Source organism: Hydrogenophaga crocea, assembly GCF_011388215.1.
Taxonomy (GTDB): domain Bacteria; phylum Pseudomonadota; class Gammaproteobacteria; order Burkholderiales; family Burkholderiaceae_C; genus Hydrogenophaga; species Hydrogenophaga crocea.
The window spans coordinates 4,252,686-4,278,987 of record NZ_CP049989.1 but is presented as its reverse complement, the minus strand read 5'-3'; the positions used below and the strand labels follow the sequence as shown (position 1 = coordinate 4,278,987).

Genomic DNA, 26,302 nt, shown 5'->3' with positions numbered 1-26,302 from the left:
AGGTGAGCGATCAATCGGAGAAAGGGGTCAGGCCGCGAGCTGGCCCAGGATGGGGCCGATGCGGATGAGGTGGGTTTCGGGCACTTCGCTGTGCGCCAGCACCTGCAGGCGCGGGGCGGCACGGCGCAGCAGGCGCGCCATGGCGCTGCGGATGGCGTCGGGCACCAGCAGGCAGGCGGGCACGCCCTTTTCTTCCTGCCGGTTGGCGATGTCGGTGGCGGACTTGCTCAGCATCTCGGCCACGCCGGGATCGAGCGCGCCGGCGTTGTTGCCGGTCAGGGCCTGCATCAGCAGGCGCTCCAGGCCGGGCTCGATGGCGATCACCTCGAGCTCCTTCACCGGGCCGTAGATCTGCTGCACGATGGCCGGGGCGAGCGCCATGCGCACGCGGCGCGCCAGTTCGTGGGGTTCGGTGGTCTGCACCGCGTGTTCGGCGATCGACTCGATGATGGTGCGGATGTCGCGCACGTTGACACCTTCTTCGAGGAGCAGCTGCAGCACCTTCTGGAACGTGGCGACGGAAACCATCTTGGGAACGACTTCTTCGATCAGCTTCGGGGCCAGGCGGGTCACGTGTTCGACCAGTTCCTGGGTCTCGGTCCGGCTCAGCAACTTGGCGGCCTGGACTTGCATCAAGTGTGAAAGATGGGTCGCCAGCACAGTCTCGGAATCAACCACGGTGAAACCGGCCATTTGCGCGTTTTCCTTCTGGCGCTCGTCGATCCAGTGCGCGGGCAGGCCGAAAGCGGGGTCGGTGGTGGGGGTGCCGATCAGGGGCGTGCCGGTGCCGCCCGGGTCGATGGCCAGCCACATGCCGGGGAAGACCTCGCCCTCGCCCACCACCACGCCGCGCAGGGTGATGCGGTAGGCGCTGGGGCGCAGCTCGAGGTTGTCGCGCACGTGCACCGGCGGGGGCAGGAAGCCCACGTCCTGCGCGAACTTCTTGCGCACGCCCTTGATGCGGGTGAGCAGGTCGCCCTGGCGGTTCTTGTCCACCAGCGAAATCAGCCGGTAGCCGAGCTCCAGGCCCAGCAGGTCCACGGGCTGCAGGTCGTCCCAGCTGGCTTCGCCGTCGTTGACCGGGCCGGCCGGCGCGTCGCCGGTCGCGGGCTTGGGCGCGAGTTCCTGCTGGCGGCGCCACCAGGCCGCGCCGCCGAGCAGCGCGGCGAAGGCCAGGAAGAACACGTGCGGCATGCCGGGGATGATCCCGAGCAGGAACAGCACGCCGGCGGCGATCGCCATCACGCGCCACGAGACGAACATCTGGCGCGCCACCAGGCTGCCCACGTCCTCGTCCTTGCCCACGCGCGAGACCACCATGGCCGCGGCCACCGAGATCAGCAGCCCGGGGATCTGCGCCACCAGCGCGTCGCCCACCGCGAGCAGGATGTAGTTGTCGGCCGCCTGGCCCGCCGACAGGCCGTGCTGCAGCATGCCGATGGCGAAGCCGCCGATGATGTTGATGATCAGGATCAGGATGCCGGCGACCGCGTCGCCGCGCACGAACTTGGAGGCACCGTCCATGGAGCCGAAGAACTCGGCCTCTTCGCCCACCTCGGCGCGGCGGCGCTTGGCCTCCTTCTCGTCGATCAGGCCCGCGCCCAGGTCGGCGTCGATGGCCATCTGTTTGCCGGGCATGGCGTCCAGCGTGAAACGCGCCGACACCTCGGCGATGCGCTCGGAGCCCTTGGTGATCACCACGAAGTTGATCACCACCAGGATCACGAACACGATCAGGCCGACCGCGAAGTTGCCGCCGATGAGGAAGTGGCCGAAGGCCTCGATCACCTCACCCGCGGCGCCCGGGCCGGTGTGGCCTTCGAGCAGCACCACGCGCGTCGAGGCCACGTTGAGCGACAGGCGCAGCAGCGTGGTGAGCAGCAGCACCGTGGGAAAGACCGAGAAGTCCAGCGGGCGCTTCATGTGCGCGGCCACCATCATCACCACCAGCGCGAGCGCGATGTTGAGCGTGAAGAAGGTGTCGAGCAGCCAGGGCGGCAGCGGCAACACCATCATGGCGAGCACCGTCATCACGAGCATGGGCGCGGCCAGGGCCCCGGCCATGGCGCCATTGCGCTTGAACCATTGCTGCAGATCGTTCATGCCTCAGACTCCTGGGCGGCTTTCTTGAAATGGGGGTCGAGTTCGGGCGGCACCTGCGGCTGCGGGTCGGCGGGCATGACGCCCTCGCCGCGCAGCGCGGCCTTGAGCTGGTACACCCAGGCCAGCACCTGGGCCACGGCGGTGTAGAGCGCGCCAGGAATCTCCTGGTCGATCTCGGCGTGGGCGTAGAGCGCGCGCGCCAGCATGGGCGACTCGAGCACCGGCACCTTGTTGGCCTTGGCGACGTCGCGGATCTTGAGCGCGATCAGGTCGGTGCCCTTGGCGATCACGCGCGGGGCGGCCATGGTGGCGTCGTCGTAGCGCAGCGCCACGGCGTAGTGGGTCGGGTTCATCACCACCAGGTCGGCCTTGGGCACGGCGCGGATGCTGTTGCGCTGCGCGAGCTCGCGCTGGCGCTGCTTGCGCTTGCCCTTCACGTGCGGGTCGCCTTCGGCTTCCTTGTGCTCGCGCTTGATCTCGTCGTGCGACATGCGCAGCTTGTGCTTGTGCAACGCACGCTGGGTGGGCACGTCGATCGCGGCCACCACGCCCACCACCAGCAGCAGCAGGCCCACGCCGGCCATGAGCCATTGCGCGAGCTGGCCGATGCCGGCCTCGAGCGGGCGCATCAGCAGGGTGGAGAAGGCCTCGGCGTGCGAGCGCACGAACTGCGTGGCCACCGCGAGGATGATGGCCACGATGAGCAACAGCTTGGCGGTTTCCACCAGCTGCTGGCGCGAGAACAGGCGCTTGATGCCCGCCAGCGGATCGAGGTGGGACAGCTTGGGCTCGATGGGTTTGGTGCTGGGTGCGTAACCGCCCGAGGCGATGATGGCGGCGATCACCATCGCGGCCACGATCAGGGCCAGCGGCAGCACCAGCACCAGGCCATTGCCGGCGTTGTCCACCAGGCGCTGCAGCATGAGTTCGGGGGTGCGCACGCTGGCGTTGTCGAAACGCAGCTGGGTGGCCAGCGCATCGCGCAGGCGGCCGAAGCCCATGGGCGCGAGCGCGAACAGCGTGGCCATGCCGCCGCCCAGCACCACCAGGTGGGTGAGGTCTTTCGAGCGCGCCACCTGGCCCTCGTCGCGCGCCTTCTTCAGGCGCTGCGGGGTCGCTGGCAGGTTCTTGTCTTGGGCGGAGGAATCCATCGATCAGGCTCTGAGCAGTGAGCCTGATTGTGGAAAGCGGGCCGCAAAACTAAAGGGCGATAAGGCGGTGCGAAACCGCCCTTTTCCCCCTCGCCGACGGCCGGGTGTGCGGTTTTCGGCGCGCGCGGTCAGACCAGCGGACCGAGGCCCTGCAGCCCGACCATGAGGGTCATGGGTTCGAGGCCCGAAGGCTGGAAGCCGTGCCGCAGATAGAACGAGCGGGCTTCATCGTCGATGGCGTGACACAGCAGGGCGCGCCCGCCGACGATGCGCGCGGCCTGCGCGCTGCGCAGCAAGGCGTCCCGCAGCAGCCCCGCGCCGATGCCGCGACCGCCCCAGTCGGCCCGAACGCCCAGCCGGCCCAGCACGAACACCGGCACCGGGCTGGGCATGTTGCGCCGCACCGGACCGGTGGCCACGGCGTGGGCGACGGCCCCGGGCGCCAGCGCGTAATAGCCCACCACGGCCCGGTCCTCCGTGCACACCACGTAGGTGCTAGATGCCCCGCTGGCCTGGTTGCTCAGGGCGCGCTTTTGCAGCCATTCGGTCAGCGCCGGGTGCTTGCACACGAAGGCCGAGCTGTCGTGCTCGGCGGTGAGGGGCTCGGGTGCGCGCAGCGGGCCGGGACTCACGCCGACCACGGGGCTTGGCGCGACAGCAGGGCGCGAACGGCCGCGTTGTATTCGACGGGCTGCTCCATCACCGCCTGGAAGGCTTTCATCTGGGCCTCGTCGGCCTGGAAAAACACCTGGTCGAGCAGCACGCGGCGGGCCGCCTCGACAGACGCCTCGAGCATGAAGTCGGTGCGTGTCTTGCCCTGGGCCTGGGCGGCGCGGTCGATGAGGTCGCGCACCTCGGCGGGTGCACGGACATTGATGGTGGTGGCGGCGGCTTGCATGGGACGCCAAGCATGCCAGCCCGTATACACAACGTCAACACAGCGCCGCCCGCGGGCGGGCGGCGCACTGGCCGAAGGATCAGAAGCCCAGGGACGCCAGCAGGTCGTCGACCTGCTGCTGGTTGGTCACCACGTCGGTGCGGCCTTCGGCGCTCACCACCGGGCCCGCGAGTTCGTAGGCCTTGTCCTGCCCGGGCTGGCCCGAGGGGGCCGACTCGAGCAGCAGCGCAAGCAGCTGCTCTTCTATCGTGCCGGCCAGGTTCACCACGCGCGCAATCACCTGGCCGGTGAGGTCGTGGAAGTCCTGCGCCATCATGATCTCGGTCAGGCGCTGGTCGGTCTTCTCGGCCAGGGCGACCACGTCGTTCGACCATTCGAGCAGCTCGGGCATGGCCTTGGCCAGCGCGGGCACGCGGCGGATGGTGTCGGCGAGCTCGCGGCCGCGGCGGGCGAGTTGCTCCTGCTCCTTCTTGCCCTCTTCCACCTGGCTCAGCACCTTCTCGGCGGCTTCGCCGGTGAGGCGGGCGATGTAGGACAGGCGGCTCTGCGCATCGGGCAACTGCTCCACCGTGCCCTGGAGCTTGTCGGTGTAGCCCAGCTCCTTGAGCGCGTCGTGCAGCTGGCGCGTGATGCTGCCCAGCTTGCGGAACATGTCCGGGTTGGCGCCGGACTCGGTGTCGTTGGTGTCGCTGCTCATGACTGCCCCCGCGCTCAGAGACCGAGCTTCTTGAAGATGTTGGCGAGCTTGTCTTCCAGCGTGGCCTTGGTGAAAGGCTTGACGATGTAGCCGGCCGCGCCGTTTTGCGCCGCGAGCACGATGTCTTCCTTGCGCGCCTCGGCGGTCACCATGAGCACGGGCAGGTGCTTGAGCTTTTCGTCCTGCTTGATCGCCGACAGCAGCTCGAAGCCGTTCATGTTCGGCATGTTGATGTCGGTGACCACGAAGTTGAACCCGCCCGACTTGAGCTTGTTCAGCGCGATCGCGCCGTCTTCGGCCTCGTCGGCATCGGTGTGACCGATCTCCTTGAGCAGGTTGCGCACGATGCGGCGCATGGTGGAGAAGTCGTCAACGATCAGGAATTTCATCGGGGTGGACATCGCAGGCTCCACGGTTCAAGGGGCAACACGGGCGCGCCAGGGTCAGCGCGGGCTCGCTTCTTCAGAAGCTTTCGTCAGGTTGGCGGAAATCTGTAGGGGCGGCACGATGTTGGGCGTCATCGGCGCGCCGGGCGCGGGGTTGGCCGCGGGGTTGGTCGCTGGGGCGGCCGGCGCCGTGCCCATGCTGGCGGGCGGCAGCGGCGCGGCCGGCAGCGCGGGCGGGAACATGCGCTCCTCGTATTCCTTGGTCATCACCACGATGCTGATGCGGCGGTTCGAAGGGTCCAGCGGCTTGTCGGGCAGCAGCGGCACGCTCGCGGCCAGGCCTTCGACGCGGCGCAGCTTGTTGTCGGGCAGGCCGCCGGCCACGAGTTCGCGGCGCGAGGCGTTGGCGCGGTCGGCCGAGAGCTCCCAGTTGCTGTAGCCGCGATCGCCGCTGCCGTAGGGCGAGGCGTCGGTGTGGCCGGCCAGCGCCAGGTGGTTCTCCACGTCGCCCAGGGCCTTGCCCAGGGTGCGCAGGATCTCCTGCATGTAGGGCTTCACGAGCGCGCTGCCGGTGTCGAACATGGCGCGGTTCTGGTCGTCCACGATCAGGATGTGCAGCCCGTCGGGCGTCTTGATCATGCGGATCTGCGATCGGTACTCGCCGAGCTTGGCGTTGCTGTCGATCATCGTGCTGATCTTGCGCTCGAGCGCGTCGATGCGCTCCTGCTCCTTGCGCGCGAGTTCGGCGCGTGCCATCTGGGCACCGAGCTCCTTGGTCGTGCGCTCGGTGTCGCCCGAGTCGCGCTGGCCGTTGGTGGCCGACAGGTCGCGGCCGCCGCCAGGAATGATGCTGTTGCTGTTGCCCGTGCCATTGCCGCCCATGAGCGAGACCTTGACCGGGTTGGAGAAGTAGCTCGCGATGCCTTGCAGCTCGCCCTTGGCGGTCGAGCCGAGCAGCCACATGAGCAGGAAGAAGGCCATCATGGCCGTGACGAAGTCGGCGTAGGCGATCTTCCACGCGCCGCCGTGGGCCGCGTGACCGCCCTTCTTCACGCGCTTGACGATGATGGGCTGTAGTTTTTTTCCGTCCCCGGCCATGTCGGTGCCTCAGGTGATCAGGCCTTCTTGCCCTTGACGTGGTTCTCCAGCTCCGAGAACGAAGGACGCACGTCGCTGAACAGCACCTTGCGGCCGAACTCCACCGCGGTGGCGGGGGCGTAGCCCTGCATGCTCGCGAGCAGCGTGGTCTTGATGCACTGGAATTCCTTGCCCGCCTCTTCGACCTTCTGGTCCATCAGGCCGCCGATGGGCTCGAACACGCCATAGGCCAGCAGAATGCCCAGGAAGGTGCCGACCAGGGCCGAGCCGATCATGGCGCCGAGCACCGCGGGCGGCTGGCCCACCGAGCCCATGGTGTTCACCACGCCGAGCACGGCGGCCACGATGCCGAAGGCCGGCAGGCCGCCCGCGAGGCGGCCGATCGCGGCCACCGGCGCGTGCGCCTCCTGGTGGTGGGTCTCGATCTCGCTGTCCATGAGCGACTCGATCTCGTGGGCGTTGAGGTTGCCCGAGACCATCATGCGCAGGTAGTCGGTGATGAACTCGACCACGTGGTGGTCGGCCGCGATCGTGGGGTACTTCTTGAACACCGGCGACTGGTCGGGGTTCTCCACGTCCTGTTCGATGGCCATCAGGCCTTCCTTGCGCGCCTTCTGCAGCAGGTCGTAGAGCAGCGCCAGGATCTGCATGTAGCGGTCCTTGGTGTACTGGCTGCCCTTGAAACAACCGGCCATGCCTTTGAACGCGGCCTTGACCACCTTCATCTGGTTGTTGATCAGGAAGGCGCCCAGCGCCGCGCCGAGGATGGTGGTCATCTCGAAAGGCAGGGCCTTGAGCACCACACCGATGTTGCCCCCGTGGGCGATGAACACCCCGAAGATGCAGGCCATCGAGACCAGGAAGCCGATGATGACGAACATGTTGTTGGTCGCTTGGGTGGCGGGTGCAACGGGCGCACCTGCCGGAATGGGATGAAGAACTTATCGGCCGACTCTAGGGGGGATGAAGACCCTTCAGAAACGGAAAAAGGGCCCTTGTCGGGGCCCTTTTCCGGCTTTGAGGAAGCGCAGGGTGTTCAGTGCAGGCGCAGGCTGCCGGCGGTGGAGCCCTTGCCGGCACGGGCCGGCGGCTGGCACAGGCCGCAGACGAAGTTGCGCGCGTTCTCGTAGGGCTCGGTGACGAAGTTGCCGCCGCAGCACGAGCACTTGGTCAGCGTGAGCATGCCGTTGTCCACGAACTTCACCAGGCGCCAGGCGCGGGTGATGGACAGCAGGGGCTCGATGGCGCTGGCGGTCATCTGCTCGCTGTAGAGGCGGAAGGCCTTGATGACGGTGTCGATCTCTTCGAGTTCGCTGGTCTTGGACAGGTACTCGTGGATGTTCAGGAACAGCGAGGCGTGGATGTTGGGCTGCCAGGTCAGGAACCAGTCGGTGGAGAACGGCAGCTGGCCCTTGGACGGGCTCTTGCCCGCGACTTCCTTGTACAGGCGCAGCAGGCGCTCGTAGGACAGGCTGGTTTCGTACTCCAGCACCTGCAGGCGGGCGCCGAGCTGGATCAGCGCGACGGCACGTTCGATGTCACGCGACTCGTTGAGGATGCTTTTGCCTGCGGCCATGGTGCGCTCCGGGGTACGAAAAGAGACGGGGATCAGTGGGCGGTGGCGGCGACGGACTCGGCGAACTTGCCGGCCATCAGGATGCTCGCGTGCAGCTGGGTCGTGGTGGTGTTGTCCACCTTCTTCACGTTGTGGTTCGTGAGCAGGTTCCACACCAGGTCGTCGTCGACGCGGAAGCGGCACAGCAGCATGTTGCTCGACGCGATCTTGAGCAGCTGCGCGGTCGACAGCATGCCCAGCAGGTCGGCGGCCTCTTCGGTCAGGCCCAGGCGGAACAGGGCTTCGGCGCGGTCCTTGCGGATCAGGTTCTGCGCCAGCATCAGGTAGGTCAGGTTGGCTTCGCGGATCTCGGCCAGAAGTTGTTCGCTGTCCATGTGTCGCTCCTTCGCGTTCCTCAAGTGGGGGGTTTTGCTGCCGAAAGGCTTTGCGAGACCCGATGTGAGGAATTGTGTCGACCGGTGAAAAAACTTGAATCGGTAATTCGCTGTGCAACGTGTCGGGAGAACCGGAGGCCTTTGTCAGCGCGTTGCCTACACCTTTGGTTTTCAAAACGGTCCGAAACCGACTGTGCGGTGGGCAAACGGGGACCAGCGGAACTGGCGGGCGACTTGGGGGCTTATCGAGCGATCGGTTTTCACGGGGCCCTAAAGAATTCCAGCGCATCACCGAAATTGGACTCAACGGACTTCAAAAGGGGTTCGTCGTCCGGCCAGCCAAGCCCTGGGCCGCGGTGATGCAGGTGCAGCGCCGCAGCCAGGGAAGAAGCTCCGGTCAAGCCGCCGGTGGCATCGCCGGCAACTGATTGGCAGCAATGCCGGATTACCAGTCAATCTCTTTCAGGAGTAAGTCATGACCGCCATCAACACCAACGTGATGTCCCTCAACGCCCAGCGCAACCTGGCCACCAACCAGAGCTCGCTGGCGACCTCGATGCAACGCCTGTCGTCGGGCCTGCGCGTGAACAGCGCCAAGGACGACGCCGCCGGCCTGTCCATCGCCACCCGCATGAGCGCTCAAGAGCGTGGCATGAACGTCGCGATCCGCAACGCCAACGACGCCATCTCCTTCTCGCAGACCGCCGACGGCGCGCTGGGCAAGGTGAGCGACGCCCTGCTGCGCATGCGTGACCTGGCCGTGCAGTCGGCCAACGGCACCAACGGCACCGGCGACCGCGCCAACCTCGACGCCGAATTCCAGCAGCTCGCCGCCGAAGTGACCCGCCTGGGCAGCTCCACGCGCTTCAACGGCGCCAACGTGTTCGGCTCGGCCTACACCTTCCAGGTCGGCGCCAACAGCGGCGACACCATCGCCGTGGCCTCGGTGGCCGCCGTGGCCATCACCGGTGACGTGACCAGCGCCGCCAACGCCACGACCGCCCTCGGCGCGATCGACACCGCCCTGAACGACGCCACCACCAAGCGCGCCACGCTGGGTGCGGTGCAGAACCGCTTCGAATCGGTGGTGAGCAACCTGCGCATCGCCTCGGAGAACCAGGCAGCTGCCCGCGGCCGCATCATGGACGCCGACTTCGCGCAGGAAACCGCGAACCTGTCGCGCACCCAGGTGCTCACGCAGGCCGGCACCGCGATGGTGGCCCAGGCCAACCAGGTGCCGCAGAACGTGCTGGCCCTCCTGCGCTGATCCGGCGTCAGGGAGCGTTCACGCGGCGGAGGTGCGAGCACCTTCCGCCGCTTCGTGCGTTTCGCGCCCGCGAAACGCCGATGCACCCAGCGCATGCCGCACGGCGTGCGCTGCGTCCATCGAGCGAAAGGCAAGACCATGGCCATCTCTTCCCCCGGCATCGGCACCGGCCTGGACGTGCAGAGCATCGTCTCGCAGCTGGTCGCGATCGAACGCAAGCCGCTGGAGACCCTGCAGACCCAGGCCACGTCCCTCAAGACGCAGCTCTCCACCTACGGCACCATCAAGTCGCAGTTCGCCGCGCTCGGTGACGCCGCCGCCAAGCTCTCCACCACCTCGGGCTGGGGCCTGTTCACCGCGAGCTCGAGCGACAACACCTCGATCAGCGTCACCGCGGGCACCGGCGCCACCGGCGGCAGCTTCACCATGGAGGTGCAGCAGCTCGCGCGCGCGCAGTCCACCGCGTCGACGCCCGTGACCACCGGCAGCACGGTCGGCACCGGCACGCTCAGCATCGAGATCGGCAGCTGGTCGGGCACGGCCTTCACCAGCAACGGCAAGGCCGCCGTGCCCGTGAGCGTGAGCGCCACCGACACCCTGAGCAGCATCGCCACCAAGATCAACCAGGCCGGCGCCGGCGTGACCGCCACCGTGCTGCGCGACGCCAGCGGCGAGCGGCTGCTCATGCGCTCGAGCGAAACCGGCGAGACGCAGGCCTTTCGCGTGCAGGCCAGCGGCGACGCCGGCGTGCAGGCCCTGGGCTACGACCCGGGCGGCACGGGCGGCGCCACGCTCACGCAGGCCGCGCAGAACGCGCTGGCCAAGGTCAACGGCGTGGACATCGTCTCGGCCAGCAACAAGCTCAGCGACACGCTCACCGGCCTGAACATCACGCTCAACCAGACCACCTTGGCGCCGGTGGAGATCAACGTGGTGCCCGACACCGAGGCGCTGAAGAAGCAGATGCAGGCCTTCGTGGACGCCTACAACACGCTCAACGACACCTTGAGCAACGCGGTGAAGTACGACGACGCCACCAAGACCGCGGGCCCGCTGCAGGGCGACTCCACCACCGTGGGCCTGCAGAACGCGTTGCGCGCGATGATGCGCTCGGTCTCCGGCACCACGCCGTTCTCGCGCCTGCTCGACGTCGGCATCTCGACCCAGCAGACCGGCGGCAAGCTCACGCTGGACACCAAGAAGTTCGACGAGGTGATGGCCAAGGACCTGCAGGGCGTGCAGCGCCTGTTCACCGCCACCAACACCGACGCCACGCTGCGCGGCTTCGGCCTGAAGGTGAAGGCCTTCACCGACGGCATGCTCGCCACCGACGGCAAGATCACCAGCCGCACCGAGGCGATCCAGAAGCAGCAGACGCGCAACACGCAGGAGCAGGACCGCATCAACGAGCGCGCCGACCGCGCCCAGACGCGCCTGCTCGCGCAGTTCTCGGCCCTGGACACCACGGTGGCCCAGTACAACACCCTGGGCAGCTTCGTGAGCCAGCAGCTGTCGCTGTGGAGCGCCGGTTGAGGCGCGCTTGAAAGCCTTTGTGACACCGCGCGTTTCGGCGCATCAGCCGCCTACAGTCCGGCCCTGGCTTGCCGATACAGAAAGGCATCAGATGCAAGGAACCGACGCCATGTTCACCTCTGTCAACACCCGAGCCGCCAGTGCCTACCGCCGTGTCGCGGTGGAGTCCAATGTGCAGGCCTCCGACAGCCACCACCTCATCGCCCTGCTGTTCGACGGCCTGCTCCAGGCCCTGAGCAAAGCGCAGGCAGCGATGGCGCGCGGCGACGTGGCGGTCAAGGGTGAACAGATCGGCAAGGCCTTGCGCATCCTCGACGAGGGCCTGCTGTCCGGCCTCGACGAAGCGCGCGGCGGCGAACTGGCCGTCAACCTGCGCCTGCTCTACACGTACAGCGCCAACCGCCTTTCGCTGGCCAACCTGCACAACGACGTCAAGCCTCTGAACGAGGTCGTCGCGCTCATCGAGCCCGTCGCGCAGTCATGGCAACAGATCCGCGAACAGGCCATCGCCGGAGCCTGACCATGACCACCCCGCTGATCGACTACTACAAGGCCATCGAACGCACCAGCGAGCAGATGCTCGCGGCCGCGCAGTCCGAGAACTGGGACCAGGTGGTGCGGCTCGAAGGCGCCTGTGCGGTGCTGATCGCCCAGCTGCGCTTCAAGTCGCGCGAGACCGATCTCGCGCCCGAGGAGCGCAAGGAAAAGGCGCGCATCATGCAGCGCATCCTGCGCACCGACGCCGAGATCCGCTGCCTGGCCGAGCCCTGGCTCAACGACCTCGCCCACCTGCTCGACAAATCGAGCAAGGCGGCCACGCACTGAGGCCGTCAGGCAATCATCAAGCACGCACGCGGCCCTTCGGGGCCGCGTCTGCATTCGGGGCTCTGCCAACACGCACGGGTACCGCGATTGCCAAGTTCCTCCTGCGGCCACGATCCGGCCGTTTCCTCAGGAGGGCACATGAAATCATGGAAACACCGGCGCGCACGCGCCAGCCTGGCCACGCTGCTCGTGGCGCTGACCCTTGCGGCCTGCGGCGGGGGCGGCGGCGGTGGAGGTGGCGCCACCGGGGGCGCGACGGACCAGGCCACCGGCTTGCAGGTGAGCGCACTGGACGGCCAGACCTACCGCTTCAGCTGGCCCCCGGCCAGCGGCGCCACCGAGCTGCGGCTGATGGAAAAGGCGCAGGGGCAATCGGACTACAGCCTGCTCGACACCCTGCCCCCTGGCACCACGGTGCATGACGTCGACATCTTCCTGCCCACCCACGTCAACGCCTCGTACATCCTGCGCACCTGCCAGGGCAGCCAGTGCACCGACTCGAATGCCGTCACGCTGGCCGCCAGCCTGGCGCAGGCGGGCTCGGTGCTGCAGGCCTCGAACATGGGGGCCGACGACGGCTTCGGCGTGGCCGTGGCGCTGTCGGCCGACGGCACCACCCTGGCCGTGGGCGCCATGGGCGAGGACAGCGCCACCACCACCATCAACGGCGAGCAGCGCCTCAACGACACCGCGCCCCAGAGCGGCGCCGTGTACGTGTTCACGCGCGGTGCCAGCGGCTGGACCCAGCAGGCCTACCTGAAGGCCGCCAACGCCGGCAGCGACGACCGCTTCGGCCTGTCGCTCGCCCTGTCCGCCGATGGCCACACGCTGGCCGTGGGCGCGCCGCTCGAAGACAGCGGCAGCGCGGCCGATGGCAGCAGCAACACCGCGCCCGACAGCGGTGCCGTGTATGTCTTCGGCCGCGACGGCAGCCAATGGACCCAGACCGCCTACCTCAAGGCCTTCAACGCCGCGAGCTGCCCAGCCACCGCCTGCGGCGACCAGTTCGGCGGCCAGCTCGCGCTGTCGGCCGACGGCCAGACCCTGGCGGTGGGCGCCATCCACGAGGGCAGCGACCTCAGCGGTGTGGTCAACGGCGTGCCCGACGCGGGCGCGATCAACCAGAACGCCGACAACAGCGGCGCGGTGTACGTGTTCGCGCATGCAAACGGAAGCTGGCAGCCACAGGCCTACCTCAAGGCGGCCAACGCCGGGGCCGGACAGTGGTTCGGCTACAGCCTCGCGCTCGCGGCCGACGGCAGCACCCTGGCCGTGGGCGCGCCCGGCGAGGACAGCGACCTCACGGGCGTCACGCCCGGCGCACCGGGCGTCACCAACGGCAATGCCACGGACAGCGGCGCGGTGTACCTGTTCGCGCGCGCCGGCACCCAATGGCGCCAGACGGCCTATGTGAAGGCGTCCAACACCGGTGCACACGACAACTTCGGCTTTCGCGTGGCGCTCTCGACCGCGGGCGACACGCTGGCGGTGTCCGCCCTGCTCGAAGACAGCCTGGAGGCCACCATGGCCGGGCAGCCCACGGCCGCCCAGACCATCGACGCGGACGTCAACGTGGACAGCGGCGCGGTGTACGTCTTCGCCCAGGACGGCAACGGCCACTGGGCGCCGCAGGCCTATCTGAAGGCCTCCAATCCGGACCGGGCCGACGCCTTCGGCCGCAGCCTGGCGCTATCGGGCGATGGCAACACGATCGCCGTGGGGGCCGCCACGGAAGGCAGTGCCGACATCGGCCTGGGCGGTGACGGCGCCGACAACGACCGCCTCAACAGCGGCGCGGCCTACGTGTTCACTCGCGGGGCCACCGGCTGGACGCAGCAGGCCTACATGAAGGCGCCCGTGGGCAGCGCCCAGCAGAACGCGCTGTACGGGTATGCCGTGGCCCTGGCCGGCCAGGGCCAGCGGCTCACGCTTGCCGTGGGCGCGGTGCAGGAAGACCGCCGCGACCGCGACCAGCAGATCGTGCTGAACAGCGGCGCGGTGCACCTGTACTGACCCGACGGCCTGGCGCCCGCCAGCGCCGGCGTCAAGCCGCCGGCGGGCCGGCGTCGGTGGACAGGTCTTTCAGTCTGGCGATGAAGGCCTGCATCGCGCTGGCCCGCTTGTGGGCCACGCGCACGCTCGCGTAGTCCACGGCGATCCGGTCCCACGACAGGCCGGGCTTGAGGTACAGGGGCTTGCCCTGCACGCGGGCAGGCGCGCCAGCGTCGTTGGACGGAGCGGCGTGCGGGGTGGCAGCAAGGCCCCCGGGTCGGGCGCCCGCGCGGGGCGAAAGCGGTGTGGTCATGGATGTCTCCAGGGGATCAGGCCCGGACCAGGGGTGGGACGGCGGTCTCGCGGGGGGCCGGACCGGCGACGCGGCCCGGCGCCGGTGGTTTCGCCAGGATCTCCTGCCAGACGCGCACCACGGAAGCCACTTCGTCGAGCAGGTCGGCCAGTTCATCGGCGCCGTGCAGATCGATGGGCCAATGCCCCCACAGCTCGTAGATGTCGTGGTCGCCGAGGCCGACGCGGAAGTGGTCGCAGGCGGCTGCGAAATGCGCGAGCAGCGCGTGCACGGTGTGGCGGGCCTGCTCGTGGCTCACCCGCCCGAGGGCGGCCCACAGGCGCAGGCGTTCGCCGTCGGCTTCCAGCACGAGGGTCAGCACGGCCGCCCCAGGGAGGGTCACCGACCAGGTGCCGGCGTGTTCGGGGTGGCGCACGAGGGTGCGGGCGCGCGAGCGCTCGACGGCGTGACGCAGGCAGGTGTCGATCGATGGGTCTTGCATGGGGAGCGGGTGCGGGCGTGAGGTCTGAGTGATGAACGGGCTTGGCCGGTTCCAGCCCGGGCGGGCAATCGACGGCCGGCCTGCCGCCCCGGCGCGCCTGCGCTCACACGCAGTAACGCACCGCGAGCTCGGCCAGGCAGGCGTCGAGCGTGGCCGGCGGTGGCCGCTCCACCGGCGGCCGCGCGAGGATCTCGCGCCAGCTGTGCACCACGGGCGCGATGTGGTCGAACAGCGCCGCCAGATCGGCCGGCCGGCCTGGCCGCAGCGGCCAGTGGCTGTGCAATTCGTACACGCCCGCATCGCCGAGCACGATGCGCGAGCGTTCGACCGATGCCGCGTAACGCGCCATCAGGCCGTGGACGGCGTCGCGCTGCTGCGGGTCGGCCAGAAGGCCGAGTTCTGCCCACAGGCTCAGGCGGCCGCGGGCGGGCTCCGATTCGGCGTACAGAACGGCCGAGCCATCGAGCACCACGCTCCACATGTCGTCGTGCTCGGGGTGGCGCAGCAAGGCATGGATGCCCGACAGCTCGGCCGCTTGCTGCAGGCAACGCTCGAGTTCGCTGGGGTGCATGGTGGCCGGGGATGGGGTGGTCACCCGGCCGCGGCCGGCGGGCGACGCGCAGGTAGTGCGCCCGGCCCGCCAATGGGTTCCCGGGCCGCGCTTCGGCCCGCCCGGCGGATCAGACCGACATGTTCATCACGTCGGTGTAGGCCTGCACCATGCGGTTTCGCACGTGCAGCGCGCTCTGGAAGCCGATCTGCGCCTTCTGCATGGCGATCATGGTCTCTTCCAGGCTGACGTTGGGGTTGCCCAGGGTCACCTGGGTCTGCATCTCGCTGGCCTTGTTCTGGGCCTGGCTGACCTTCTGCAGCGCGGTCTTGAGGTTGTCGGCGAAGGCCGCGCCCGCGCCGCCGGCCGCGGCGGTGCCCGCGGCCGGCCGCTTGAGGGCGCCGGTGCTGGCGAGACCTTGGCTGGTCAGGGGGTTCAGGCGCATGTCCATGGGGGGACTCCTTCGAGGCTTTGCCGGTTGACAGGGCTCCATGCTAGGGACCCCCTCGGCACGAAGGGCCGGAAATAAAGGCCCATAAAAGCGCCTTTTTCCGGGACTGCCCGCCAGCCCCCTTCGGGATACTCGACCGCATTCGGGGGCCCTCCGTGCCTCCTTTTGAAGAGTCATTCCGCCCATGAGCACCACTGCCGTTGCCGAAATCGACGCCCAGCCCGTGCGCCGCAGCCCGCTCGCCGAAGGCTTAGCCCGCATGGACAACGCCCAGAAGATCAAGCTGGGGCTGGGCGTGGCCGCGCTGATCGCCGTCGCACTGGCCTTCTTTTTCATGAGCCGCCAGCCCGAGTGGCGCGTGCTGTACGCCAACCTGGGCGACAAGGACGGCGGCGCCATCGTGGCCCAGCTGTCGCAGATGAACGTGCCCTACAAGCACGCCGAGGGCGGCGGCGCCATCCTCGTGCCGGCCGACAAGGTGCACGACACCCGGCTGCGCCTGGCCTCGCAAGGCCTGCCCAAGGGCACGGTCAACGGCTTCGAGCAGATGGAGACCAACCGCTTCGGCATGACGCAGTTCCAGGAGCGCCTGAGCTTCCAGCGCGGCCTCGAAGGCGAGCTCACCCGCTCCATCCAGTCGCTGGCCTCGGTGCAGGCCGCGCGCGTGCACCTGGCGCTGCCGAACCAGAACGGCTTCTTCCGCGAACAGCAAAAGCCCAGCGCCTCGGTGCTGCTCACCCTGTTCCCGGGCCGCACGCTCGACCGCGCCCAGGTGGCCGGCATCGTGCACCTGGTGGCCAGCAGCGTGCCCGAGATGAACCCCAAGGCGGTGAGCGTGGTGGACGACCAGGGCAAGCTGCTGTCCAACCCGCCCGACGGCCAGAACGAGATGGCCGCCGACGTGCAGAAGCTGCAGTACCAGCAGCAGCTCGAACAGACCTACACCCGCCGCATCCTGGACATGCTCGAACCCCTGGTGGGCGTGGGCAACGTGAAGGCCCAGGTGAGCGCCGACGTGGACTTCTCGCAGGCCGAGATGACCTCGGAGCAGCACCGCCCCAACCAGGGCAACGAGCCCAGCGCGGTGCGCAGCCAGCAGCTGATCGAAGACCGCAACGGCGGCGCGGGGGCACAGCCCGCGGGCGTGCCGGGCGCGGTGAGCAACCAGCCGCCGGCCCAGGGCCAGTCGCCCATCAACGGCTCGGCCGCACAGGTGGGCCCGGGCACCGGCACCAACGGCCAGGGGGCTGCGGCCGCCAACAGCGGCTCGAGCCGCCGCGAGTCGGTGGTGAACTACGAGGTGGACAAGACCGTGCGCGTGGTGCGCGAGGCCACCGGCACCATCAAGCGCCTGAGCGCGGCCGTGGTGGTGAACCACAAGACCACGCTGGACAAGGCCGGCAAGCCGGTGTCGGCGCCGATCCCGGCCGAGCAGCTCGCGCAGATGACCGCGCTGGTGCGCGAGACCATCGGCTTCAACCAGACCCGCGGCGACTCGGTGAACCTGGTCAACGCCGTCTTCAACGAGGTGAAGGCGCCCGAGGCCGACGAGGTGCCCTTCTGGAAACAGGCCGACACCCTCGACCTGGCGCGCAGCATGGCCTTCCCGGCCGGCATGGTGCTGCTCGCGCTGATCGTGTTCTTCGGCATGGTGCGCCCCGCGCTCAAGCTCATGAAGGCGCCGCCGCCGGCCCCGGCGCGCGAGGTCACGCCGCTCAACGCCCTGCTCAACGAAGCCCCCGAGCGCCCGGGCCTGCCGCAGCCCGAGGCCGTCAACGAAGACACGCCCGAGAAGCGCCGCCTGAGCGAAGCCAAGCGCCTGGCGCTGGAGAACCCGGCCGCGGTGGCCAACATCGTCAAGGGCTGGGTCAACGGCGAACAGCCGGCCTGAGGCCCCACCGGAGGAATCACGACCATGGACGACCAGGGACTGCAGGACGCCGCGATCTTCCTCATGTCGATCGGCGAAGAAGAAGCGGCCGAGGTGTTCAAGCACCTGAGCCCGAAGGAAGTGCAAAAGCTCGGCGAGACCATCGCCCGCACGCGCGCCGTGTCGCACGAGCGCGTGGACGAGGTGATCCAGCGCTTCACCAGCACCGCCTCGTCGCAGAGCCTGCTGGTGTCCGACACCGACAACTACGTGCGCAGCGTGCTCAAGCGCGCGCTGGGCGACGACAAGGCCGCGCTGCTGATCGACCGCATCCTGCAGGGTGGCGACGTGTCGGGCATCGAAAGCCTGAAGTGGATGGACCCGCTGTCCATCGCCGAACTGCTGCGCAACGAACACCCGCAGATCGTGGCCGCGATCCTGGTGCACCTGGAGGCCGAGCAGACGGCCGCCGTGCTCAAGAACTTCACCGAGCGCCCGCGCAACGAGGTCATGCTGCGCATCGCCACGCTCGAAGGCATTCAGCCCACCGCGCTCAAGGACCTCAACGAGGTGCTCTACAAGGTGCTCGCGGGCGGCGACAAGGTGCGCAAGGCCTCCATGGGCGGCGTGAAGACCGCGGCCGAGATCATCAACATGATGGGTACGCAGATCGAGAGCTCGATCATCGAAGCGATCCGCGACCACGACGCCGACCTGGCCCAGAAGATCATGGACAAGATGTTCATCTTCGAGGACCTGCTCAAGCTCGACGGCAAGGCCATCCAGCTCATCCTCAAGGAGATCGCCACGGACCAGCTCGTGGTCGCGCTCAAGGGCGCGAGCGCCGAACTGCGCGAACTCATCCTGGGCAATATGTCCTCGCGCGCGGCCGAGGCGCTGCGCGAAGACCTCGACGCGCGCGGCCCGATCCGCCTGTCCGAGGTCGAGGCGCAGCAGAAGGAGATCCTCAAGGTCGTGCGGCGCCTGTCCGACGAAGGCCAGATCATGATCGGCGGCGGCGGTGAAGAGGAGGCCTTCGTATGACCAAGATCGATCCCTACGCGCGCTTCATCCCGCGCGAGGAAATCGACGGCGTGGCCGCCTGGCAGTTCTCGGCCGTGGACGGCAGCGACCAGCGCGCGCCCGCGCCCGCGGAGACCCCCGACCCGGCGGCCGACGAGCGCATGGCCGAGGTGCGCGAGCAGGCCTATGCCGAAGGCTTCCGCCACGGCCACGACGCCGGCGCGCAGTCGGTGCGCGACGCCATGGAAGCCACCATGCGCCGCACCGCCGAAGAAACCGCGGTGCGCATGGCGCAGCTGCTGCGCCACACGCGCGACCACATCAAGCGCAGCGAACAGGACATGTCGCGCCACATCCTCGACCTCGCCTGCGACCTCGCGCGCCAGGTGGTGCGCCAGGAACTGGTGCAGAACCCGCAGCACCTGCAGGGCGTGGTGGCCGAGGCGCTGAACCAGCTCATCGACGACGGCCTGCCCGCCACGGTGCGCATGCACCCGAGCGACCTCGCGCTCATGAAGGGCGCGCTGATCGAGACGCTGGGCGAGCCCGCGCCCGAGTTCGTGGGCGACCCCGCCATCACCCCGGGCGGCTGCGTGGTCGAGTCGCGCACCAACTCGGTCGACGCCACGGTGGAGAAGCGCTGGCTGCGCGCCATCGGCAACCTGGGCCTGAGCGAACCCTACAACCCCGCCGACGCCGACATCTGAGCCCCGGGCCGCGACCATGACCGACAGCACGTTCGACGAAACCCCCAGCCGCTGGGGCCACTTCATGGAAGACCTGCGCAGCAGCGCCAAGGCCCCCACGCCGCTGGAGTCGCGCGGCACCCTGACCAAGCTCGCGGGCCTGGTGCTCGAGGCCGTGGGCCTGCGCGCCCCGGTCGGCTCGCAGTGCGTGATCGACAACGGCGGAAAGCAGCCGGTGCTGGCCGAGGTGGTGGGCTTTTCCAAGGACCGCGCCTTCCTCATGCCGGCGGGCGACGTGCACGGCCTGGCCAGCGGCGCCAGCGTGACGCCGCTGCCGCCCTACCGCAGCGTGCCCCGCCTGGGCCAGGCCAACCCGCCGCCCTCGCCGAACGACCGCAGCGTGCTCAGCCTGCCCATGGGCATGGGCCTGCTCGGCCGCGTGGTCGACTCGCACGGCCAGCCGCTGGACCACCAGGGCCCGCTGCGCGACGTCGGCGTGTCACCGCTGGAGCGCGCGCCGCTCAACGCCATGGACCGCGACCCGGTGCGCGAACCGCTGGACACCGGCGTGCGCGCCATCAACGCCCTGCTCACCGTGGGCCGCGGCCAGCGCCTGGGCCTGTTTGCCGGCTCGGGCGTGGGCAAGAGCGTGTTGCTGGGCATGATGGCCCGCTACACCAAGGCCGACGTGATCGTGGTCGGCCTGATCGGCGAGCGCGGCCGCGAGGTGAAAGAGTTCATCGAGGACATCCTGGGCGAGGACGGCCGCGCGCGCTCGGTGGTGGTGGCCGCGCCGGCCGACGCGCCGCCGCTGGTGCGCATGCAGGGCGCGAGCTACGCCACCGCCATCGCCGAACACTTCCGCGACGAGGGCCTGCACGTGCTGCTGCTGATGGACTCGCTCACGCGCTACGCCATGGCCCAGCGCGAGATCGCGCTCGCCATCGGCGAGCCGCCCGCCACCAAGGGCTATCCGCCCTCGTGCTTCGCCAAGCTGCCGCAGCTCGTGGAGCGCAGCGGCAACGGCCTCAACGGCCGCGGCTCCATCACCGCCTTCTACACCGTGCTGTCCGAGGGCGACGACCAGCAGGACCCGATCGCCGACGCGGCGCGCGCCATCCTCGACGGCCACATCGTGCTCTCGCGCGCGCTCGCCGAGTCGGGCCACTACCCCGCCATCGACGTCGAGGCCTCGGCCTCGCGCGTGATGCACAACGTGGCCGGCCCGGCGCACCTGGAGCTCGCGCGCAAGTTCCGCTCGAACTACTCGCGCTACCAGAAGAGCCGCGACCTGATCCAGCTCGGCGCCTACGTGGCCGGCAGCGACCCGGACACCGACCGCGCCATCGTGCTCTACCCCGGCCTGCAGCGCTTCCTGATGCAGGACATGCGCGAGGCCGCGCCCATGAGCGACAGCCTGCGCCAGATGCGCACCGCGCTGCAGGAAGACAAGGCCGCCGCGCCGGCCCAGCCGCAGGCCCAGCGCGGCGCGCGCCCGCACCACAACCCCTATGAGGGCAATCAATGATCAGCGCACGGCCGCCCGAAGCTGATCGCACCGCAGCGCACTGCGCGGAGGTTTGCGAATGACCCGTCCGGCCCAGCAACTGGACCCCGTGATCGAACTCGCCGAACGCCGGCGCGATGAAGCCCTGGCCGAATGCGCGCGCCAGCAGCAGGCGCAGCGCCAGGCCCAGGAACAGATGGACCAGCTCAGCAGCTACGCCGACGAAGCCAGCCGCCGCTTCGCCGAGCGCGGCGCGGTGGGCGTGAACGTGGCGCTGCTCATGAACCACCGCCAGTTCATGGCCAAGCTCGAACACGCCATGGATTTCCAGCAGGGTGTGCTGGCCGACCACGCCCGGCGCGTGGACCAGGCCCAGGCCGCCGTGGTCGACGCCGAGCGCGAGCTCGCCAGCCTGCGCAAGTACGCCGCGCGCCAGATGGAAGCCTGGCAGCAGAAGCTGCAGCGCCGCGAACAGAAGCACACCGACGAGATGGCGCAGAACATCCACCGCCGCCGCCTCGAGAACGACAGCAGTTTCCAGCCCATGTCCTCCTCATGACCACCGCCGCCACCAGCACCCACGCCCCGCAGACCCCCGGCCACGCGCGCACCCAGAGCGCGCAGGGCAGCCAGGGCGCCAACGGCACGCAGGCGCACGGCCAGCGCCAGGCGCCGGCCGATCTGTTCGCCACCCTGCTCGCGCTCGCGGCCGACGCCGCGCCCGTGGACGGCAGCGCCACCGACGCCCTGGCCGCGGCCGACGCGATCGACGGCCTCGACAGCGGCGCGCCCGCCGGCGGCAAGCCGGGCAAGGCCGGCAAGGGCAAGCCCGGCATCGACGCCCAAGACCCGCTCGACGAACACCCGCTGGCCGGCCTCATGCTGTGGCAGCCGCCGGCCCTGGACAAGACCCACCCCGACCTGGCGCGCGCCGCCCGCGGCGACACCGCCGTGGCCGCCAGCGGCGCCGCGCTCACCGAGACCCAGGGCGCCCAGGCGCTCGACCCCGACCCCGCCCTGCGCGCCGCCGACGCGGCCGCCAACGGCACCGCCCGCGCGCCCGGCCTGAGCTGGCAGGTGGCGGCCACGCGCGCCGCCCAGGCCCAGCCCGCCGCCGGCACACCGGCCGCATTGCAGGCCGCCGCCCGGGCCACGGGCGGCAACGGCGCCGACGTGCCCGCCCTGCGCTGGAGCGCCGCCGCGCCCGACGCGGCCAACGCGGCCAACGCCCACCTCGACGCGGTGCGCAGCACCGTCACGCTCGACGCCCGCTTCCCGGCCGCGCACGCCGCGCTGGGCGGCTCCGCGGGCGCCGGCGCCGCCGACGACGCGGCCCCGGGCGCCGCGCCCAGCGGCACCTGGACCGGCCCGGCCGCCGTGGGCGCCGCCGGCAACGCCGCCCAGGCCGACGGCTCGGGCGGCCAGGCCGGCGCCGGCCCCGACAGCCACGACGGCCACACCCGCCTCGCCACCGACGACAGCACCGCCCAGCCCAACGACCCCTATGCCGAGGCCCGCGCGGACGCCGAGGCCGTCGAGGTGCAGCACTGGGGCGGCGCGCACGGCCTGCGCCACGCCAGCCTGCGCGTGGGCGAAGAAGCCGGCCGCGCGATCGACATCCAGCTCGCCGTGCGCGGCGACGAGGTGCGGCTGGACATCCGCACCGACGACAGCGCCACGCGCGACGCCCTGCGCGAGCAGGCCCGCGCCGCGCTCGGCGAACGCCTGCAGCAGGGCGGCCTGCAGCTGGCCGACGTGTCGGTCGGCAGCCAGCAGCAGGACCGCCCGCGCGAGGGCCACACGCCCACGCTGCACCAGCCGCGCGTGCAGCGCGACAGCGCCGAGCCCGCCGCACCGGCCACCCCACCGGCGCGCGCCCAGGCCGCCCAGCGCCCGGCCAACGGCGGGCTCGACCTGTTCATCTGAGCCCGGGAATAAGCGCCTTTTTCAGCGCTTATCCGGCGAACGGGCGTGGGGGTGGAATCCCACAATCCTTCTCATCCCCCCCCGCCCTGTGCGGGTGCCACCGATGAAGGAAGCCCATGTCCGCCGCTGCTGCTGCCGCCACCGCCGACGCCCCTGAAGCGCCCAAGAAAAAGGGCAAGAAGCTGCTGTTCATCATCGTCGGCGTGCTGGTGCTCGCCATCGCGGGCGCGGCCGGCGCACTGTTCATCCTCAAGAAGAACACCGCCGAGGACGACCACGAGGAAGACGCGCCCGTCGCCCACGTGAAGAAGGTCGACCCCAAGCACGCGCCCACCTTCCTGCCACTGGAGAACATGGTGGTGAACCTGGCCGACACCGGCGGCAACCGCTACATCCAGATCGGCCTCACGCTGCAGCTGCAGGACGCCGCCACCGGCGAGGCCGTGAAGGCCTACATGCCCAGCATCCGCAGCGCCGTGCTCATGCTGCTGGCCAAACGCACCAGCGAGCAGGTGCTGAGCGCCGAGGGCAAGGAAAAGCTCAACCAGGACATCATCGCCGCCGTCTCCGAGGTCATGGGCTACGAGGTCGACGACCACGAGGAGGAAGGCAGCAAGAAGAAGAAGCGCCGCGCGCCGCCCAACCCGGTGCAGGCCGTGCTGTTCTCCAGCTTCATCGTGCAGTAAGCGCGCGAGCCCAGCCATGTCCGACTCGTTTCTGTCCCAGGAAGAGGTCGACGCCCTGCTCGAGGGCGTGACCGGCGAGAGCCAGAAGCTCGCCAAGGAAGAAGCGCCCACCGATGGCGTGCGCAGCTACAACCTCTCGAGCCAGGAGCGCATCGTGCGTGGGCGCATGCCCACCATGGAGATCGTCAACGAGCGCTTCTCGCGCAACCTGCGCCAGGGCCTGTTCAACTTCATCCGCCGCAGCCCCGAGATCTCGGTGGGCGGCGTGCAGGTGCAGAAGTACAGCGCCTTCCTGCGCGAGCTCGTGGTGCCCACGAACTTCAACATCATGGCCATCCGCCCGCTGCGCGGCAACGGCCTGGTGGTGTGCGAGCCCACGCTGCTGTTCGGCGTGATCGACAGCCTGTTCGGCGGCAACGGCAAGTTCCACACCCGCATCGAAGGCCGCGACTTCTCGCCCACCGAGCAGCGCGTGATCAACCGCCTGGTCGAGGTGGTGAGCGAGGAATACAAGAAGGCCTGGCGCGGCGTGTACCCGATCGAGCTGTCGTACCAGCGCTCGGAGATGCAGCCGCAGTTCGCCACCATCGCCACGCCCAGCGAGATCGTGGTCTCCACCAGCTTCACGCTGGAGATCGGCGACCTCACGGGCTCGCTGCACATCTGCATTCCCTACGCCACGCTCGAACCCATCCGCGACGTGCTGTATTCCAGCGTGCAGGGCGACGCCATCGAGGTCGACCGCCGCTGGGTCAAGCTGCTCAGCCACGAGATCCAGGCCGCCGAGGTCAACGTGGTGGCCGAGCTCGCCAAGACCGAGGCCACGGTGGAGCAGCTGCTGGCCATGCAGGTCGGCGACTTCATCGAGCTCGACCGCCTGCCCACCATCACCGCGCACGTCGACGGTGTGCCCATCTTCGAGTGCCAGTACGGCACGCACAAAGGCAAGTACGCCTTGCGCGTGGAGCGCAGCCTGCGCGGCGCCGACCTGAACTGGCTCGGCTCCAACGCCGACCTGTGACCCGTTTTCAGGAGAGACATCCATGTCCGACACCCCGAACCAGGACGCCATCGCCGACGAGTGGGCCCAGGCCCTCGAGGAACAGGCCGCCACCGCCACCGCCGATGGCGCCCCCGCCTTCGATGCCGAGCACACGCCCGTGAAGGCCGCCGCCGCCGCGGCCGCGGGCAATGCCGCGATGCAGGACATCCAGATGGTGCTGGACATCCCGGTGCAGCTGTCGGTGGAGCTGGGCCGCACGCGCGTGCCGATCAAGTACATCCTGCAGCTCGCGCAGGGCTCGATCGTGGAGCTCGACGCGCTCGCGGGCGAGCCCATGGACGTGCTCGTCAACGGCTACCTGATCGCCCAAGGCGAGGTGGTGGTGGTGAACGACAAGTTCGGCATCCGCCTCACGGACATCGTGACGCCGTCCGAGCGCATGAAACGCCTGAGCCGGAAGTAAACCCATGTGGCAGAACGCTTGGCCGGCGCTGGTGCTGCTGGCGCTGATGGTGGGCATCGCCTGGGCGCTCAAATGGGCGCGCGGCCGCATGCCCGGCTTCGCCGGCCTGCCCGGCGTGCCGGGCCAGCAAGGCCCCGCGCTCAAGCTGCTCGCGAGCCAGGCGCTCGGCCCGCAGCAGCGCGTGGTGACCCTGCAGGTCGGCCAGGGCGAGGACGCCGTGTGCCTGGTGCTCGGCGTGGCGCCGGGCAGCATCACCGCGCTGCATCACATGCCGCTGCCCGAGGGCGCCGCCGCTGCGCCCGCAGCCCCCGCGGGCTTTGCCGCGCGGCTGGCGCAACAACTGGTCAACAAGGGCCCTGGCGATGCGCCGCGTTGACGTGCTGATCCTGCGCACGCTCGCGCTCTTTCTCGCGCTGGCCCTGCTCTCGCTGGGCGTGTGGGCGCAAGGCGCGCCCGTGCCCACGCCGCAAGGCCCCTCGCTGCCGCTGGTGGTGGGCCAGGGCGCCGGGGGCAACAGCTATTCGGTGCCGATCCAGACCCTGCTGTTCTTCACCGCGCTGTCCTTCCTGCCCGCGGTGCTGCTGCTGATGACGGGCTTCACGCGCATCGTCATCGTGCTCTCGCTCATGCGCCAGGCCCTGGGCACGCAATCGGCCCCGCCCAACCAGGTCATCGTGGGCCTGTCGCTGTTCCTCACGCTGTTCGTCATGGGCCCCACGCTCGACCAGGTCTACGACAACGCCTACGCGCCCTACTCGCGCAACCAGATCACCTTCGAGCAGGCGCTGCAGCGCGGCGAAGCGCCCATGCGCGCCTTCATGCTCAAGCAGACGCGCCAGTCCGACTTCGAACTCTTCGCCCGCCTGGCCAAGCTGCCTGCCGACGTGAAGGCCGAGAACGCGCCGCTGCGCGTGATCGTGCCGGCCTTCGTCACCAGCGAGCTCAAGACCGCGTTCCAGATCGGCTTCATGATCTTCATCCCCTTCCTGGTCATCGACATGGTGGTGGCCAGCGTGCTGATGTCGCTCGGCATGATGATGCTGTCGCCGGTGCTGGTCGCCCTGCCCTTCAAGCTCATGCTGTTCGTGCTCGCGGACGGCTGGAACATCCTCATCGGCTCGTTGGCCGCATCCTTCGCGCAATAGGCAAGACCATGGAACCCCAAGCCGCCCTCACCTTCGGCCAGAACGCGCTGTTCCTGCTGCTCAGCGTGGCCGCGCCGGTGCTGCTCACCGTGCTTGGCGTGGGCCTGGTGATCAGCCTGTTCCAGGCCATCACGCAGATCCACGAACAGACGCTGGCCTTCGTGCCCAAGCTGGTGGCCGCCATCGCGGTGTTCGCCATCGCCGGGCCGTGGATGCTCACCACCCTGGTCGAGTTCATCCGCAGCACGCTGCTGTCGATCCCGCAGTACGCCGTCTGAGCGCAGGCCCGCGGACGGTT

31 protein-coding genes are annotated in these 26,302 nt (G+C 69.4%); 17 read left to right on the top strand and 14 right to left on the bottom strand.

Annotation, left to right across the window (positions count from 1 at the left end; all coding sequences use genetic code 11):
• Positions 1–27: 27 nt before the first annotated feature.
• The 10 genes from flhA to flhD all read right to left on the bottom strand — a co-directional run bounded on the left by flhA (position 28) and on the right by flhD (position 8,283).
• Positions 28–2,103: a flagellar biosynthesis protein FlhA gene (gene flhA / locus G9Q37_RS20350; protein WP_166230219.1), complete on the bottom strand. Its 2,076-nt coding sequence runs from the start codon at positions 2,101–2,103 to the stop codon at positions 28–30.
• The gene (gene flhB, locus G9Q37_RS20345; protein WP_166230217.1) at positions 2,100–3,254 is read right to left on the bottom strand and encodes a flagellar biosynthesis protein FlhB; all 1,155 of its coding nucleotides are present in this window, start codon (positions 3,252–3,254) and stop codon (positions 2,100–2,102) included. The genes flhA and flhB overlap by 4 nt, the downstream gene beginning before the upstream one ends.
• Positions 3,255–3,382: 128 nt before the next feature.
• A complete protein-coding gene (locus G9Q37_RS20340) occupies positions 3,383–3,886 on the bottom strand; it encodes a GNAT family N-acetyltransferase (protein ID WP_166230216.1) in 504 nt (167 codons plus the stop codon).
• The gene (locus G9Q37_RS20335) at positions 3,883–4,152 is read right to left on the bottom strand and encodes a type II toxin-antitoxin system TacA family antitoxin (protein ID WP_166230214.1); all 270 of its coding nucleotides are present in this window, start codon (positions 4,150–4,152) and stop codon (positions 3,883–3,885) included. Before G9Q37_RS20335 ends, G9Q37_RS20340 begins: the two co-directional genes overlap by 4 nt.
• A 79-nt stretch (positions 4,153–4,231) precedes the next feature.
• A complete protein-coding gene (locus G9Q37_RS20330; protein ID WP_166230212.1) occupies positions 4,232–4,849 on the bottom strand; it encodes a protein phosphatase CheZ in 618 nt (205 codons plus the stop codon).
• Positions 4,850–4,863: 14 nt separating this feature from the next.
• Positions 4,864–5,250, bottom strand: a complete 387-nt coding sequence (cheY, locus tag G9Q37_RS20325; RefSeq protein ID WP_166230210.1) for a chemotaxis response regulator CheY — start codon at positions 5,248–5,250, stop codon at positions 4,864–4,866.
• Positions 5,251–5,292: 42 nt separating this feature from the next.
• On the bottom strand, positions 5,293–6,333 hold the full coding sequence (gene motB / locus G9Q37_RS20320) for a flagellar motor protein MotB (protein ID WP_166230208.1): 1,041 nt from the start codon (positions 6,331–6,333) through the stop codon (positions 5,293–5,295).
• A 17-nt stretch (positions 6,334–6,350) separates the two neighbouring features.
• A complete protein-coding gene (motA, locus tag G9Q37_RS20315; protein WP_166230206.1) occupies positions 6,351–7,214 on the bottom strand; it encodes a flagellar motor stator protein MotA in 864 nt (287 codons plus the stop codon).
• Between the two features lie 155 nt (positions 7,215–7,369).
• Positions 7,370–7,909: a flagellar transcriptional regulator FlhC gene (gene flhC, locus G9Q37_RS20310; RefSeq protein WP_166230204.1), complete on the bottom strand. Its 540-nt coding sequence runs from the start codon at positions 7,907–7,909 to the stop codon at positions 7,370–7,372.
• Positions 7,910–7,941: 32 nt separating this feature from the next.
• Positions 7,942–8,283, bottom strand: coding sequence for a flagellar transcriptional regulator FlhD (gene flhD / locus G9Q37_RS20305; protein ID WP_166230202.1), 342 nt, complete (start codon positions 8,281–8,283; stop codon positions 7,942–7,944).
• Between the two features lie 475 nt (positions 8,284–8,758).
• On the opposite strand from flhD, the gene G9Q37_RS20300 reads away from it, so the two are divergent.
• The 5 genes from G9Q37_RS20300 (at position 8,759) to G9Q37_RS20280 (ending at position 13,921) form a co-directional block, all read left to right on the top strand.
• Complete coding sequence (locus G9Q37_RS20300) at positions 8,759–9,550, top strand: flagellin N-terminal helical domain-containing protein (RefSeq protein WP_166230200.1); 792 nt, start codon at positions 8,759–8,761, stop codon at positions 9,548–9,550.
• Positions 9,551–9,688: 138 nt separating this feature from the next.
• Entirely contained in the window at positions 9,689–11,083 is a 1,395-nt protein-coding gene (fliD, locus tag G9Q37_RS20295; protein WP_166230198.1) for a flagellar filament capping protein FliD, read from the top strand.
• 109 nt (positions 11,084–11,192) lie between these two features.
• Complete coding sequence (gene fliS / locus G9Q37_RS20290; RefSeq protein ID WP_166230196.1) at positions 11,193–11,603, top strand: flagellar export chaperone FliS; 411 nt, start codon at positions 11,193–11,195, stop codon at positions 11,601–11,603.
• Between the two features lie 2 nt (positions 11,604–11,605).
• The gene (locus G9Q37_RS20285) at positions 11,606–11,908 is read left to right on the top strand and encodes a flagellar protein FliT (RefSeq protein WP_166230194.1); all 303 of its coding nucleotides are present in this window, start codon (positions 11,606–11,608) and stop codon (positions 11,906–11,908) included.
• 138 nt (positions 11,909–12,046) lie between these two features.
• Positions 12,047–13,921: an FG-GAP repeat protein gene (locus G9Q37_RS20280; protein WP_166230192.1), complete on the top strand. Its 1,875-nt coding sequence runs from the start codon at positions 12,047–12,049 to the stop codon at positions 13,919–13,921.
• Between the two features lie 31 nt (positions 13,922–13,952).
• Here G9Q37_RS20280 and G9Q37_RS20275 read toward each other — a convergent pair whose 3' ends face one another.
• From G9Q37_RS20275 to fliE, 4 genes are all read right to left on the bottom strand, one after another.
• Positions 13,953–14,213, bottom strand: a complete 261-nt coding sequence (locus tag G9Q37_RS20275; protein WP_166230190.1) for a hypothetical protein — start codon at positions 14,211–14,213, stop codon at positions 13,953–13,955.
• Positions 14,214–14,229: 16 nt separating this feature from the next.
• Entirely contained in the window at positions 14,230–14,694 is a 465-nt protein-coding gene (locus G9Q37_RS20270) for a hypothetical protein (protein ID WP_166230188.1), read from the bottom strand.
• 103 nt (positions 14,695–14,797) lie between these two features.
• Positions 14,798–15,265 (bottom strand): hypothetical protein, encoded by a 468-nt coding sequence (locus G9Q37_RS20265; protein WP_166230186.1) that lies wholly within the window; start codon positions 15,263–15,265, stop codon positions 14,798–14,800.
• A 109-nt stretch (positions 15,266–15,374) separates the two neighbouring features.
• Positions 15,375–15,695 carry a flagellar hook-basal body complex protein FliE gene (gene fliE, locus G9Q37_RS20260; protein ID WP_166230184.1) on the bottom strand — a complete coding sequence of 107 codons (321 nt, stop codon included), beginning with the start codon at positions 15,693–15,695 and terminating at the stop codon, positions 15,375–15,377.
• A 184-nt stretch (positions 15,696–15,879) separates the two neighbouring features.
• On the opposite strand from fliE, the gene fliF reads away from it, so the two are divergent.
• The 12 genes from fliF to fliQ all read left to right on the top strand — a co-directional run bounded on the left by fliF (position 15,880) and on the right by fliQ (position 26,282).
• Positions 15,880–17,586 carry a flagellar basal-body MS-ring/collar protein FliF gene (fliF, locus tag G9Q37_RS20255; RefSeq protein WP_166230182.1) on the top strand — a complete coding sequence of 569 codons (1,707 nt, stop codon included), beginning with the start codon at positions 15,880–15,882 and terminating at the stop codon, positions 17,584–17,586.
• A gap of 24 nt (positions 17,587–17,610) precedes the next feature.
• Positions 17,611–18,609, top strand: coding sequence for a flagellar motor switch protein FliG (gene fliG, locus G9Q37_RS20250; RefSeq protein ID WP_166230180.1), 999 nt, complete (start codon positions 17,611–17,613; stop codon positions 18,607–18,609).
• Complete coding sequence (locus G9Q37_RS20245; protein WP_166230179.1) at positions 18,606–19,295, top strand: FliH/SctL family protein; 690 nt, start codon at positions 18,606–18,608, stop codon at positions 19,293–19,295. The genes fliG and G9Q37_RS20245 overlap by 4 nt, the downstream gene beginning before the upstream one ends.
• 16 nt (positions 19,296–19,311) lie before the next feature.
• A complete protein-coding gene (gene fliI, locus G9Q37_RS20240; RefSeq protein ID WP_166230177.1) occupies positions 19,312–20,802 on the top strand; it encodes a flagellar protein export ATPase FliI in 1,491 nt (496 codons plus the stop codon).
• Between the two features lie 58 nt (positions 20,803–20,860).
• Complete coding sequence (gene fliJ / locus G9Q37_RS20235) at positions 20,861–21,340, top strand: flagellar export protein FliJ (RefSeq protein ID WP_166230175.1); 480 nt, start codon at positions 20,861–20,863, stop codon at positions 21,338–21,340.
• Positions 21,337–22,707, top strand: a complete 1,371-nt coding sequence (locus tag G9Q37_RS20230; RefSeq protein WP_166230173.1) for a flagellar hook-length control protein FliK — start codon at positions 21,337–21,339, stop codon at positions 22,705–22,707. Before fliJ ends, G9Q37_RS20230 begins: the two co-directional genes overlap by 4 nt.
• Positions 22,708–22,823: 116 nt before the next feature.
• Positions 22,824–23,393, top strand: a complete 570-nt coding sequence (locus G9Q37_RS20225) for a flagellar basal body-associated FliL family protein (protein ID WP_166230171.1) — start codon at positions 22,824–22,826, stop codon at positions 23,391–23,393.
• Between the two features lie 16 nt (positions 23,394–23,409).
• The gene (gene fliM, locus G9Q37_RS20220) at positions 23,410–24,414 is read left to right on the top strand and encodes a flagellar motor switch protein FliM (RefSeq protein WP_166230169.1); all 1,005 of its coding nucleotides are present in this window, start codon (positions 23,410–23,412) and stop codon (positions 24,412–24,414) included.
• Positions 24,415–24,436: 22 nt separating this feature from the next.
• Positions 24,437–24,859 (top strand): flagellar motor switch protein FliN, encoded by a 423-nt coding sequence (gene fliN, locus G9Q37_RS20215; protein WP_166230167.1) that lies wholly within the window; start codon positions 24,437–24,439, stop codon positions 24,857–24,859.
• 4 nt (positions 24,860–24,863) lie between these two features.
• A complete protein-coding gene (locus G9Q37_RS20210; RefSeq protein ID WP_166230165.1) occupies positions 24,864–25,235 on the top strand; it encodes a FliO/MopB family protein in 372 nt (123 codons plus the stop codon).
• On the top strand, positions 25,222–26,004 hold the full coding sequence (fliP, locus tag G9Q37_RS20205; protein WP_166230163.1) for a flagellar type III secretion system pore protein FliP: 783 nt from the start codon (positions 25,222–25,224) through the stop codon (positions 26,002–26,004). The genes G9Q37_RS20210 and fliP overlap by 14 nt, the downstream gene beginning before the upstream one ends.
• 8 nt (positions 26,005–26,012) lie before the next feature.
• Positions 26,013–26,282: a flagellar biosynthesis protein FliQ gene (gene fliQ / locus G9Q37_RS20200; RefSeq protein ID WP_166230161.1), complete on the top strand. Its 270-nt coding sequence runs from the start codon at positions 26,013–26,015 to the stop codon at positions 26,280–26,282.
• Positions 26,283–26,302: the final 20 nt, after the last annotated feature.